The 13048-nt window shown below is 30.4% G+C and carries 14 protein-coding genes and 5 tRNA genes; 4 read left to right on the top strand and 15 right to left on the bottom strand.

The window, feature by feature from the left end; genetic code table 11:
* Nucleotides 1-18: 18 nt before the first annotated feature.
* The 15 genes from CAMP5060_RS05795 to tig all read right to left on the bottom strand — a co-directional run bounded on the left by CAMP5060_RS05795 (nt 19) and on the right by tig (nt 10232).
* Nucleotides 19-103 (bottom strand) — tRNA-Leu (locus CAMP5060_RS05795).
* Nucleotides 104-108: 5 nt separating this feature from the next.
* Nucleotides 109-185, bottom strand: a tRNA-Arg gene (locus CAMP5060_RS05790).
* A 26-nt stretch (nt 186-211) separates the two neighbouring features.
* Nucleotides 212-288 (bottom strand) — tRNA-Arg (locus CAMP5060_RS05785).
* 3 nt (nt 289-291) lie between these two features.
* Nucleotides 292-368: transfer RNA gene (locus CAMP5060_RS05780), tRNA-His, on the bottom strand.
* A 12-nt stretch (nt 369-380) separates the two neighbouring features.
* Nucleotides 381-458 (bottom strand) — tRNA-Pro (locus CAMP5060_RS05775).
* A gap of 85 nt (nt 459-543) precedes the next feature.
* On the bottom strand, nt 544-1266 hold the full coding sequence (locus tag CAMP5060_RS05770) for a TerC family protein (protein WP_337218053.1): 723 nt from the start codon (nt 1264-1266) through the stop codon (nt 544-546).
* Nucleotides 1267-1307: 41 nt separating this feature from the next.
* A complete protein-coding gene (gene purN, locus CAMP5060_RS05765) occupies nt 1308-1880 on the bottom strand; it encodes a phosphoribosylglycinamide formyltransferase (protein WP_214135926.1) in 573 nt (190 codons plus the stop codon).
* Entirely contained in the window at nt 1871-3217 is a 1347-nt protein-coding gene (locus tag CAMP5060_RS05760; RefSeq protein ID WP_337218052.1) for an NAD(P)H-hydrate dehydratase, read from the bottom strand. The genes purN and CAMP5060_RS05760 overlap by 10 nt, the downstream gene beginning before the upstream one ends.
* Nucleotides 3201-4541 (bottom strand): DNA recombination protein RmuC, encoded by a 1341-nt coding sequence (gene rmuC, locus CAMP5060_RS05755; RefSeq protein ID WP_337218051.1) that lies wholly within the window; start codon nt 4539-4541, stop codon nt 3201-3203. Before rmuC ends, CAMP5060_RS05760 begins: the two co-directional genes overlap by 17 nt.
* Before the next feature lie 2 nt (nt 4542-4543).
* Complete coding sequence (locus CAMP5060_RS05750) at nt 4544-5233, bottom strand: NYN domain-containing protein (RefSeq protein ID WP_039627173.1); 690 nt, start codon at nt 5231-5233, stop codon at nt 4544-4546.
* Nucleotides 5234-5241: 8 nt separating this feature from the next.
* On the bottom strand, nt 5242-6750 hold the full coding sequence (locus CAMP5060_RS05745) for a YifB family Mg chelatase-like AAA ATPase (RefSeq protein ID WP_214135924.1): 1509 nt from the start codon (nt 6748-6750) through the stop codon (nt 5242-5244).
* Nucleotides 6747-7271: a peptide deformylase gene (def, locus tag CAMP5060_RS05740; protein ID WP_087699176.1), complete on the bottom strand. Its 525-nt coding sequence runs from the start codon at nt 7269-7271 to the stop codon at nt 6747-6749. The genes CAMP5060_RS05745 and def overlap by 4 nt, the downstream gene beginning before the upstream one ends.
* The gene (locus tag CAMP5060_RS05735) at nt 7268-8308 is read right to left on the bottom strand and encodes a GGDEF domain-containing protein (protein ID WP_087699175.1); all 1041 of its coding nucleotides are present in this window, start codon (nt 8306-8308) and stop codon (nt 7268-7270) included. Before CAMP5060_RS05735 ends, def begins: the two co-directional genes overlap by 4 nt.
* Nucleotides 8309-8322: 14 nt before the next feature.
* Nucleotides 8323-8913: an ATP-dependent Clp endopeptidase proteolytic subunit ClpP gene (clpP, locus tag CAMP5060_RS05730; RefSeq protein ID WP_087699173.1), complete on the bottom strand. Its 591-nt coding sequence runs from the start codon at nt 8911-8913 to the stop codon at nt 8323-8325.
* Nucleotides 8913-10232 carry a trigger factor gene (tig, locus tag CAMP5060_RS05725; protein WP_214100435.1) on the bottom strand — a complete coding sequence of 440 codons (1320 nt, stop codon included), beginning with the start codon at nt 10230-10232 and terminating at the stop codon, nt 8913-8915. Before tig ends, clpP begins: the two co-directional genes overlap by 1 nt.
* A 109-nt stretch (nt 10233-10341) precedes the next feature.
* Between tig and folE the strand changes: the two genes are divergently transcribed.
* The 4 genes from folE to CAMP5060_RS05705 are packed head-to-tail and all read left to right on the top strand — an operon-like array spanning nt 10342 to nt 13000.
* Nucleotides 10342-10914: a GTP cyclohydrolase I FolE gene (gene folE, locus CAMP5060_RS05720; RefSeq protein WP_012662169.1), complete on the top strand. Its 573-nt coding sequence runs from the start codon at nt 10342-10344 to the stop codon at nt 10912-10914.
* Nucleotides 10914-12224: a flagellar protein export ATPase FliI gene (fliI, locus tag CAMP5060_RS05715; protein ID WP_087699169.1), complete on the top strand. Its 1311-nt coding sequence runs from the start codon at nt 10914-10916 to the stop codon at nt 12222-12224. The genes folE and fliI overlap by 1 nt, the downstream gene beginning before the upstream one ends.
* Before the next feature lie 54 nt (nt 12225-12278).
* Complete coding sequence (locus CAMP5060_RS05710; protein ID WP_087699167.1) at nt 12279-12767, top strand: hypothetical protein; 489 nt, start codon at nt 12279-12281, stop codon at nt 12765-12767.
* A 53-nt stretch (nt 12768-12820) separates the two neighbouring features.
* Nucleotides 12821-13000: a putative motility protein gene (locus CAMP5060_RS05705; protein ID WP_087699165.1), complete on the top strand. Its 180-nt coding sequence runs from the start codon at nt 12821-12823 to the stop codon at nt 12998-13000.
* Nucleotides 13001-13048 lie beyond the last annotated feature (48 nt).

Raw genomic sequence — 13048 nt, 5'->3', positions numbered from 1 at the left:
TTTGATTTAATTACTGAGTGGTGCGGATGAAAGGACTTGAACCTTCACGCATTGCTGCACCAGATCCTAAGTCTGGCGTGTCTGCCAATTTCACCACATCCGCAAAAGTGGTACGCTCAAGAGGATTCGAACCTCTGACCTACGGCTTAGAAGGCCGTTGCTCTATCCAGCTGAGCTATGAGCGCAAAAAATAAAAGTAACAATAGGCTTATGGTGCGCCCGATAGGAATCGAACCCATAACCTACAGATCCGAAGTCTGTCGCTCTATCCAGTTGAGCTACGAGCGCTGATGGGGTGAGTGATGGGAATCGAACCCACGACCCTCAGGACCACAATCTGATGCTCTAACCGACTGAGCTACACTCACCATTTGTAAAAATGGTCGGGGTGAAAGGATTCGAACCTTCGGCCCCTTGGTCCCAAACCAAGTGCGCTAACCAGACTGCGCTACACCCCGATGTACAAAAATAAAGCGTTATTTTACATAAAAAAATATTAAAAGTCAAGATAAAAAATATTTAGCATAAAAAATGCTAAATATTTTAAGAATTATCCGCTTGCTTTTTTTGAGAAATGATGTTTAAAATTTCAACTATCAAAGAAAAAGCCATAGCTGTGTAAATATATGCTTTATCTATATGAATATCAAAACTTTCACACACTAAAACAAAGCCTATCATCACTAAAAATGCTAGAGCTAAAATTTTAATACTTGGATATTTTTCTACAAAATCTGCAATTGGTTTAGAAGCAAAAAGCATAACTAAAACTGCAACAATAACAGCAATAATCATAATCTCTATATCTTGAGCAATACCTACAGCAGTAATAACGCTATCAAGAGAAAATACTATGTCTATCACTGCTATTTCAGCTACTACAACCCAAAGTTTATTACTAATTTTTATATTGCTTTGACTTTCCTCTTGGTGCATTATACTTTCTTTAATTTCCTTAATAGACTTAACTATTAAAAACAAACCTCCAAGTAAAAGTACTAAATCCCTACCTGAAATTTCATTGCCTAATATACTAAATAAAGGTGTGACAAGTTTCATCACCCAAAACAAAGACAATAACAATAAAATTCTAGTAATCATTGCAAAAGCAAGACCTAAAATTCTACCCTTATCTCTATGTTCTGGTGGTAATTTAGAAACTAAAATCGCTAGAAAAATGATATTATCAATCCCTAGTACAATCTCCAAAGCTGTAAGAGTAAGCAATACCACCCAAGCATCTACACTAAAAATCCATTCAAACATTTACATTCCTTAAACAAAAGCGTAATTATAATGATGAAAAATTAATCATTTTCAAAAATTTTTACAATGGTTTCAGGTAAAAGTATATGTTCAAGCTGGTGAATTTTATCTTCAAATTCTTCAAAGCTTAATTTAGCTTTTTCAAACGCCTTTTGTGCAATGATTTTACCACCATCAAGCTCTTCATTAACCCAATGCACGCTAATGCCCGCTACTTTCATATCACTTTCATAGCTTTCTTTGATAGCATGAGCGCCTTTGAATAAAGGAAGCAAAGAAGGATGAAGATTAATAGCCTTTATATTTTGAGTGAAAACAGGACTTAAAATTCGCATAAATCCTGCTAAGATAGTCAAATCTACTTGACTTTCTTTTATAATTTTTACTAATTCTGCGTCAAATTCTTCTCTTAAGGTAAATTTTTCATGTTCTATGATTTTGGTATCAAGACCATATTTTAAAGCTCTTTGTATACCATAAGCTTCTTTTTTATTACACACACACAAAACCACCTCAAAGGTATTTTTGCCAAAAGTTTTTTTATGTAATTTTTCTAAAATATTTTCCAAATTGCTTCCATTACCACTAAATAAAACTGCTAATTTTATAAGCATTTTAACCCCTTTATTAATTTTAAAGCATCAAAGCTGATTTTATTTTTCTTATAATTTTTAGCCACCAAAGCATGAGCTAATACTGCATTTTTCGCAGCTTCTAAAGCATTAAATTTAGCTCCAAGTAAAGCTGCTATCATACCACTTAGCACATCCCCACTTCCACCTTTTGCTAAAGCTTCATTGCCACAATTTACTACAAAAAGTTTTTCTTTTTGAGTGATGATAGGATTAGCCCCTTTTAATACCAAAACACATTGAAATTTAGAGCTAAATTTTCTTGCATAAAAAAAACGTTTGCTTTGAATTTCTTCTACACTTATATCCTCATTAAAACAAAGTTTTAAAAGCATAGAAAACTCTTTAGGATGAGGGGTTAAAACAACATCTTCTCTGGCAAGATGTGAAAGTAAATTTTCACTTTGAAAGCAATTTGCATCTAGGACTAAAGGAATGTTTTTTAATCTTTCATCTTTTAAAATACTTAAATCATCAAGTCCCATGCCTATAGCAGCTGCATTTATTTTGCCTTCAATATCATCTTTTAGCATTATCAAAGGCGAAAAGCTTTCTTTAGCCACTAAAGATACAAGTCCTGCTCCAAACCCTAAAGCACCAAGTCCTGCTAGAGTGCCTGCACTTTCGTTTGCAAAAATATAAATATGGCCAAAATCACCTTTGTTTGAGTTAGTCTTTTTTGTAATGAGTTTTAAATCTTTTTTTTCTAGTAAAAAACTTGGAGTGTTTTGTATATAAGGTTTTAACCCCAAATTTGCAATTTTAATTTTACCCACAAATTCTTTTGCAAAATCTTCTAATAAAATTTCTTTAATCACTCCCATACAAAGTGTATAATCAGCTTTAAAACATAGCTCTTGTCCAAGACCACTAGGAATATCACAAGCTATTTTTAAAGCCTTACTTTTAGCAAGCTTTTTAAAAATTCTTTGTATATTTTCATCTAAAACTTTATTTAAACCACTTCCAAAAACACAATCAATTATGATGTCAAAGTCTTTAAATTTAGGTTCTTTTTTTAAAAAATTAAAACTTGCATTTTTTAAAATTTGCTCTTGCTTGATAAACATTGTGCTTTTTTTATACGGCATAACATAGGCAAAAGTTTTTTTTAAATGTCTAATAGCTACAAGTCCATCGGCTCCATTTCCACCAGTACCAAGCAAAAATAAAATTTTGGCATTTTTTATTTTTTTACTTTTTTTCTTAATCAAATTTGCAAGCTCTATGCCTGCATTTTCCATCATTAAAAACTCATCCAAGCCTTTTTCAATAAGCTCTTTTTCATAAGAAACATTATCTTTAAATACTGCTTTCATCGCTCATCTCACATTTTATAAGCTTTTGGGTTTTAGCACCTAGCTCTTTAAGCCTTATCACTCTTGAAGCAATATTTCCACTTCCATGAGTAAGCTTTGTTTGCATATTATCTACATTTGTATTTAATCTTTTGATGTTTTCTTTGATTTTTTCAAAATCATCTAAAACACCTGCAAATTTATCATGAAATTTGCCAAGCTCATCAAAAGCTTTTAGGATATTTTCATTACTTTGTATATTTTTCCATGAAATATTTATAGTATTTAACGCCATAAAAAGAGTGTTTGGTGTAGTTAAATAAACCTTTTTTTTGTAAGCGTATTGATAAATTTCAAGATCTACATTTAAAATCAAATCTAAGATATTTTGATAAGGTATAAAAAGCAAAACAAACTCATAAGTATGTTTATCATACTGCATATAGGGCTTTTTAGCTAACTCATCAATCCTTGATTTTAGATTATAAGCTAAATCAATGCAGGTATTTTTATTAATATCTTCAAAGGCAAAATCACTTGGCAAAGAAAATTTTGCATCTATGATTATACTTTTTTGTTTATCTAAAAACACAACCGCATCAGGAATGTAGATTTTACCCTCATCTTGAAATCTATCTTGCAGTTTATACTGAATACCTTCTACCAAACCACTATTTTCTAAAACAGATTTTAATTGTAATTCTGCGAAATTACCACGAATTTTTTTATCACCCTTTAAAATTTTAGCTAGCTTATCTGCGTTTTCTGTTATATTTTGACTAAATTTAAACATATGATCGATTTGTGTTTTAATGCTAACTTCATTTTGGCTAAGTTTTTCACTGTATTCTTTAACACTTTTTTTCACAGGCAAGAAAATTTCTTCTAAGATTTTTTTTGTATCTTCATTAAGCATAAGTTTGTTTTGGCTTAAAATATTAGCATTTTGTTTTTGTAAATTTTGTTCTAATTCTTGTTTTAATTCTACCAAACCTTGCTTGTATTTTTCTTCTAGTTTTATTAAGGTTTGGGTGTATTCTTCTTTTAAATTCGCACGCTCTTTTAAATGTATATTTAAAAGTTCTTGTTGGGTTTGTTCTTTTTGAGCTAATTTTGCTTCCAAAGCCTCATTTTTAGATAAATATAATATTTTTTCATCTAAAAGTTTGGAATTTTTTTCCATAAGTGTGGTTTTTTCAAGCTCTAAATTAGAAAGTTGATTTTGTAAGGCTATATTGCTTTGGTTTAAAAATTCCAACTTTACTTTTTCTTTTTGACTTTTAAACACTACCCATACAAAAGCTAAAATTACAACAACTAAAAAGGCTATCAAGATATTTTCCATTTTTAAGCCTTTGTTTTCTCAATAAGAAAATAAATATTTTTTTCATTACCTTCTTTAAATTGTTTCATTTGCGGTAAAAACTCTTTTACTAAAGCTCTAAAATTTTTAAAACCAAAATTTTGTGGAATAAAGTTTGCGTGTTTTCTATTCATATTAGTGCGAATTTGAGCATATTCAGCACGACCTTTTTCTTCTATCAAGGCTTCTGTGATATTGATTAAATCTTTGATATACTCTTTAGTACTTAATACTTTTTCTTTGGATTCATCTTGATCTAAATAAAAAAATTCACTAAAAGAATTCACATAAGATTTTACAGCTTGTTTCAAACCCATACCTATAACTTGCTTTTTACCTTCTTTAAGCCTTTGGATTAAACTAGTATAATCACTATCACTTGAAACAATGACAAAAATATCAATATCTTTTTCATAAAAAAAACTCATAATCTCGGTGATTAAGTACATATCGCTTGAGTTTTTATTAGCTATAAAATTAAATTGTTGCATGGCAATAATAGAATATTGTGCGATTTGTTCTTTCCAATTTTGTATATTTTTTTGTGTCCAATCTCCATAAATTCGTTTTATAACGATTTCTCCATAATCAGAAGCGATGTCAAAAATTGATTTTGCATATTTTGAAGGAATATTTTCTGCATCAATAAAGATCGCTACACTTTTATTGTCCATTTTTTCTCCTATGTAGTTCTCATTCTAAAACTTAATGCTTTTAAAATATGAGTTTTTAAAATCAACTCACTTTGCTCTAAATCCGCAATAGTTCTTGCTACTTTTATGGTTTTATTCACCCCTCTTTGGGAAAGATTATATGAATTTATAGCCTTTTGTAAAATTTCGCTCGCAGAAGAATCTAAAATACAAAATTGCTTCAGCTGTTCATCATTTAATTTAGCATTAAATTCTTCTTGCTTTCTTTGCTTTTGAAATAAAAATCCTTTAAAAACCATTTCACTCATTTGCTTAGAAGTCAAGCTTGTTTTATCTTCATGTGAAATCTCATCCATAGCTACATAAAGATCAATTCTGTCTAAAATAGGAGATGAAATTTTATTTTTATATTTTTTAATTTCTATTTCTTGGCAACGACATGCAAGACTTTTAGAAAACAAATTCCCGCAAGGACAGGGATTTTGTGCACAAGCAAATAAAAATTTAGTCTCATAAATCACTTTGGTATTAACTCTTGAAATAAGAATTTTAAAATCCTCTAATGGCTCTCTTAAACTTTCTATGATTTGTTTTGAAAAATGAGGAAACTCATCAAAAAACAAAACTCCTCCATTTGCAAGTGCTATTTCTCCTATCTTGGCATTTTTAGCTCCTCCACCAAAAATGCTAGCCCTAGTACTTGTATGATGAGGACTTCTAAAAACCCTACTAGCACTAAAGTCATCATCTAAAGAATTTAATGACTTATAGGCGTTTTGAGCTAAAATTTCTTTCAAACTTTGTGGTGGCATGATAAAAGGAAGTCTTTTAGCACACATACTTTTACCACTACCTGGACTACCTTCAAATAAAATATTATGCATACCCAAAGCTGCTATTATACAAGCAAATTTAGCATTTTCTTGCCCCTTAACTTCTTTAAAATCATAAGGGTAAATAGAATTTTTTATATATTTTTGATTATTAATTTCTATGGCATTTTCAAATAAAGGATGAGCATTATTTATATGATAATTCTCATAATTTTTTTCTTTAAAAAAATCCATAGCTTGGACTAAATTTTCCAAAGCATAAATTGTTAAATTAGGTATCATTGAAGCTTTTTGTGCTATGGCTTTTGGCACCACTACCTTGGCATTTTGTACTTTTGCACTTAAAAAAAGCAAGATAGAAAATAAACTAGCAGTACTTTTTATACTTCCATCTAAACCAAGTTCCCCAAAAACAAAAAAGTCATCTAAATTTTCTTTTTGAAATAAAATCAAAATCGCAATGGCTAAGTCAAAATGAGAGCCATTTTTAGGGATATCTGAAGGACTTAAGTTAATAGTTATTTTTTGTGCTGGAAAATTGAAATTTTGACTTAATAAAGTTGCCTTAACTCTTTCTGTGCTTTCTTTAATAGTGGAATTTGCAAGACCTACTATACTAAAACCTGGCAAACCTCTTGTGAAAGTTGATTCTACATCGATAATATCAAGCTCTGTAGAAAAACTTGCACATTTTAGTTTTTTCATTTGTTCTTTTTGGATTTTTTCTTAAAGTCTTTGTCAAATTTTTGGCGCTTTAAAAAAGAAAGTTTTTCTATAAATAAATGTCCATCAAGATGATCAACTTCATGTTGAATAGCCACCGCTAAAAAATCATGTGCTTGTAAACTTTGTGGCTTACCAAATCTATCTTGATAATCAAGTTGTATATTTTTATAACGCATTACATCTTCATAAAAACCTGGTATGCTTAAACAACCCTCATTGCAAGAAATTTTTTCATCATCTAAAGGTGTTATAATGGGATTAATAATTTCTAAAAGGGTTTGCTTGTCTTCTTTTTGCTTACCTTCTTCATCACCAATATCTACAAGCAAAGCTCTAATTGGCACATCAACTTGAATAGCCGCTAAACCTACGCCCTTATTAGCTATCATTGTTTCATACATGTCATCTAAAAGCACATGTAAGTCTTTATCAAAATTTTCTACTTTTTTTGACTCTAAAAATAATCTTGGATTAGGATAGGTAATTATCTCTCTTATCATTTTTCTTTTTCCACTATTATAAAGGGTTCTAAATTTTTTCCTGAATCTTTTAAAGCTTCAATACATTTTTCTATTAATTCTTCGCTTTTGCTGTCTTGATTAACAGCACTTATAGCCACTTCAACATCTACTTCTATTTCTTTATCTGCTAGAAAAAAATTGGAATTTTCTAAAGATTCTAATATTTTATTGCATATTTCTTGTGCTTTTTCTAAATTTGTATGAGAAATCATCATAGCAAAGACATTGTTTCCACAATGGGCTACTATATCGCTTGAAGAGACATTTTTACTAAAAATCCTACACACACCTTTTAAGAAAGCATTTTTTTCTTTTTGAGTATAAGTTTGCTCAAGAATTTCTTCTTTTACTCTAAAAAATATTAAGGAAGTATGATAATTATATTTTGCATTACTTTCAATGCTTTTTTCTAAATTTTCTAAAAAGTATTTTTTATTATAAACTCCAAATTTAGAGTCAAAATCACTTTGCTCTTCTATATGTTTATAAGTTTGTCTAACCTCATCAAAATTTTCTTTAATCTCATCTGAGTATTTATCTAAAATGCTAGAAAACCTTGAAAGATCTGCTTCAAGAGCGTGAATTACATTAGAAACTGCTAAATTACCTGTGCTAATTGCAAGCTCTGAATTACGTCTTCTTAGCATATCTTTAACTGTTTCAAGATGCCTATAAATCATAGCAATGTATTGCAATAATGCCGAAGTAGAACTAAAACTTTTTTTGATTTCTTGCTCTATATTTGCACGTTTGATACCATCATCATTTTGCTCAAATTCCATAATCTCGCTAACTTTTTTCTTAAAAGCCACCGGACGCTCTTCAAGCATTTTTTGAAAATAAACTCCATAATTAGTTGGTGTTGGAGGTACATTATCTTTTACAAGCTCAGTCAAAATAGACTTTGCAAATTTTTCAAATTCACCTCCACTAATTTTTTGAATTTTTGGAGCTTCTTTGGCTGGAGTTGGATCACTACTTAAATTTAAATCAGCAAATAAATCATCATCTAACATTGCTATGTTTTTCCTTATTTAAAACTTTTTTCCAAAACCTTATCGATTAAGCCATATTCTTTAGCTTCCACAGCACTCATAAAAAAGTCTCTATCAGTGTCTTTTTCTATTTTAGAGAGTTTTTGTTTGGTGTTTTTAGCCAAAATATCATTTAAAATTGCTTTTAATCTTAGAATTTCTTTTGCTTGAATTTCTATATCAGTTGCTTGCCCTCTTGCACCACCTAGTGGTTGATGGATCATAATTCTTGAATTTGGCAATGCAAATCTTTTCCCTGGAGCACCACAACTAAGTAAAAATGCACCCATAGAAGCAGCTTGACCAATACAAATAGTACTTACATCAGCTTTAATATAATTCATCGTATCATAAATACTAAATCCACTGGTTACAACCCCGCCTGGTGAGTTAATATAAAGATAAATATCTTTTTGAGGATCTTCAGCCTCTAAAAATAAAAGCTGAGCTACGATAGAAGCAGCAAGATCATCATTAATCTCACCACTTAACATAATAATCCTATCTTTTAAAAGCCTTGAGTATATATCATAGCTTCTTTCGCCCCTGCTTGTTTTTTCAACTACATAAGGTATGTATGAGCTCATTATTTTTCACTTTCTTTTTCAGTTTTCTTTTTATCGTTTTTTTTGAAAATATCAGCAAAAAGTTTTTCTTCAATTAAAGACATTTTAATTGCAGGTAATGCACCTTGTTTTTTATAATTATCTAAATGTTCTTGTGGGTTAAAGCCATATCTATAAGCTTCAAAATAAATCGCTTGGATTAATTCTTGATCACTTACTGTAACATTTCTAAGTTTTGCTAACTCATCTATAATGAAAGTTAATTTTACGCTTTTTTGTGCATCTTCTTTAAAACTTTCTCTTTTTTCTTTATATTTAGCTTCATCTTTAAATTCTTTTAATTCTTCTTCGCTTAAAGTTCTTAAAGAGCTTCTAAATTGCATATCTGTTTCTTGCTCTACTATATTTCTTGGTAAAACAAAGTCAAATTTAGCTACCAAAGCTTCTGCAAATTGATTTTTAAGCTCATCATTGATAAGTTTAAAGATTTTTTCATTTTTTAGTTGCTCTTTTAATTTTGCGTCTAATTTTTCAACACTTGGTTCTTTTTCTTCAGGCAACAAGCTTTTTAAAAGCTCTTCATTTAATTCAGGCATTTTAAGTTCTTGAATTTCATGAATTTTTACTTTAAATACCGCATCTTTTCCTGCTAAATGTGCTGCACCATATTCTTTTGGAAAAGTTACATTAATATCTTTTTCCTCGCCTGCTTTTAAACCAATCATACCTTCTTCAAATCCTGGTATGAATTGTTTTGAACCAATTTCTAAAACATAATTTTGAGCTTTTCCGCCATCAAAAGCTTTACCATCAACAAAACCTTCAAAATCAAATTTAGCAAAATCGCCTTCTTTTAAAGCTCTTGCCTCTTTAATCGCTTCAGGAGTTGCAAATCTTTTTAATAATTCTTCTTTTTTTGCGTCAATTTCTTTTTGAGTTACTTTTGGTGTATTATAAGTTGGAATTAGTTCTTCATATCCATCTAATTTTACTTCTGGTCTAAAAGATAATACCATTTGAGCTTCAATAGCACCATCTTTTCTATCAAATTTTTCAAAATATGGTTCACCTACTAAATCTTTAGCCTCTTTTTTAACTTCTTTTAAAGCACCATCTACAGCATTTCTTAAAAGATCTTGCTCCGCATCTCTTGTAAGCTCTTTTTCATATCTTTTAAGTATAGCAGCAACAGGAACTTTTCCTGCTCTAAAACCATCCATTTTCATAGTTTTAGATGCTTTTTTAGCTAATTTTTCAACTTCTGCTTTAATAGCTCCTTGAGCGATTTTCACAGTAGCATTTGCATTTGCAAAATCAATTAGTTTTGCTGTAACTTCCATAATATTTTCCCTTTTTAAATAAAATTTTTTGATAATATACCAAAATTTTCCTTATCACTTTATATAAAAATAAAAATATGTTAAAATTTTAATTTTTGATGGAGAAAAAATGCAAGAAAAATTTGAACAATCAGTAAAAAATATGTTAGAAATTATCGGAGAAAATCCACAAAGAGAAGGACTTTTAAAAACTCCTACAAGAGTTTTTAAAGCTTTTGAATTTTTAAATAGTGGTTATAAACAAGATCCAAAACAAATACTAAATGATGCCTTATTTGAAAGCTCAAACAATGAAATGGTTTTAGTAAGAGATATAGAATTTTATAGTCTTTGTGAACATCATCTTTTGCCTTTCTTTGGGCGCGTACATGTTGCGTATATACCAGATAAAAAAGTTGTAGGGCTTAGTAAAATTCCACGCCTTGTGGAAGTTTTTGCAAGACGCTTGCAAATTCAAGAACAACTCACAGAACAAATCGCAGAAGCTTTGATGGAACATGTAGGTGCAAAAGGTGTTGGAGTGGTTATTGAAGCAAGACATATGTGTGTTGAAATGCGTGGAGTGCAAAAGGCAAATTCTACCACTAGCACTTCAGCCTTAAGAGGTAGTTTTTTAAAAAGTGAAAAAACAAGAAAAGAATTTTTTACCTTAATTAACTCAGCAAAACAGGTCAGATTTTAATGGGCTTAGAAAAACTTCGTAGCAAAATTGCTTCACAAAATCTTGCTAGCGTTTTTGGGCAAATTACTAAAATTTCAAGCACTAGTATAGAAATAAATGGCTTAAAAACTAGCATAGGTGATATCATTAAAATAGTTTCTAGTGAAGATGAGAGCAAAGAAGCTATGGCTATGGTGGTAGAAGTAGATGAAAATTTAAGCTATTTGAGTCCTTTTGGTTTTGTAGAAGGTTTTAAAATAGGCGATCGTGCTTTTATTAATGATGCGGGTATGCAAATAGGAGTTAGTGATGAACTTTTGGGAAGAGTAGTTGATCCTTTTATGCGACCAAAAGATGGTAAAGGACCGATTGAGGCAAGTAAATTTATGCCTATTATGCGTGCACCTATCGATGCGATGAAACGAGGTTTAATAGAAGAAGTTTTCCCAGTAGGTGTTAAAACAATAGATGCGCTTTTAACTTGCGGGGTAGGACAAAAACTTGGGATTTTTGCAGGAAGTGGGGTTGGCAAATCAACTCTTATGGGCATGATAGTAAAAAATTCCAAAGCTCCCATTAAAGTCATAGCTTTAATCGGTGAGCGTGGTAGAGAAATTCCTGAATTTATACAAAAAAATCTTGGTGGCAAGCTTGATGATACCGTGATTATCGTTGCAACAAGCGATGATAGTGCGCTAATGAGAAAATACGGAGCATTTTGCGCTATGAGTGTGGCTGAGTATTTTAAAGAACAAGGTAAAGATGTATTGTTTATCATGGATAGTGTAACGCGTTTTGCTATGGCTCAAAGAGAAATAGGCCTAGCTCTAGGTGAACCACCTACAACAAAAGGTTATCCACCAAGCGTTTTAAGTCTTTTACCTCAGCTTATGGAACGTGCAGGAAAAGAAGAAGGTAAAGGTACTATAACAGCTTTTTTTACCGTGCTTGTGGATGGAGATGATATGAGTGATCCAATAGCCGATCAAAGTAGATCTATCCTAGATGGGCATATAGTACTTAGTCGCGAACTCACTGACTTTGGAATTTATCCACCTATAAATATACAAAATTCAGCTTCAAGGGTTATGGGAGATATTATTAGTGATGAGCACAAGCTAGCTGCTAGAAAATTTAAGCGTTTAAATTCTTTGCTTAAAGAAAATGAGGTTTTACTTAGAATTGGTGCTTACCAAAAAGGTACTGATAAAGAACTTGATCAAGCTATTACCAAGAAAGATTTTATGCAACAATTTCTAAGCCAAAATCCTGAAGAAAGCTTTGAATTTGAAGACACGATTAATATGCTTAAGATGATTGATATGCAATAATTGGAATGATTCTTGCTTTTTTCATGATAAAAAGTCATGAAAAAAGGATGGATCATGTCAAATGTAGCATTTTTAGATCACCAACAAAACTTAGGTTTAAAATATACTGATATTTGTCAAAATATTTTTGAAAGAGAAATCTTTACACATATGTTTTTAGAATGTGTATGTTTTGATCTATTAGAAGGTAAAGCTAAATTAAAATATTTAAAAATTATTGCTTCAAAAGAAAATTTTATAGTTGAGTTTAAAATCAATAATCAAAAAAAATCTTTTATTATTAATGATAAAAAGATTTTGAATGAGGAATTTAACTCAAAAAGAATGACTCAAGATGAATATGAAAGAGAGATTGCTAGAATTTATCAAATAGAGAGATATTTAAAAACGCAAAGCAATCTTCAAAATTTCTCTAGCGAAATCAGTACTATAATGAAAAATCTTTTTAAAGATATGGATGAGTTTAAAAACTATATCGATACGCTTGAAGCCAAAGAAAACACCCACAATCATTACTTATCAAAAATTTACAATATAGCTTAATATTAACCAAACTTTGCCGATAATATTACTAATCCAAACAAAAGGAGTATGTTATGGGCGAAGTTACTAACAATCAAGCAAGTTTAATGCTTAACATTGCAACTACTATGATGAAAAAAACCATAGAAGCCAATGAAAATGCAGTAATGCAAGTACTTGAAGGCGTAAATGCAAACCCTACTCCAACTACTACTCCTAGCACTAGTTCAGGATTACTTGACATTTACGCTTAAATTTTCTCTTCGATTCAAAAATTTTGGCATAACTTTTGCTTTTTTGCA

The organism is Campylobacter sp. 1569, assembly GCF_024723675.1.
GTDB lineage: Bacteria > Campylobacterota > Campylobacteria > Campylobacterales > Campylobacteraceae > Campylobacter_D > Campylobacter_D jejuni_C.
This window is presented reverse-complemented; position numbering and strand designations above follow the sequence as displayed.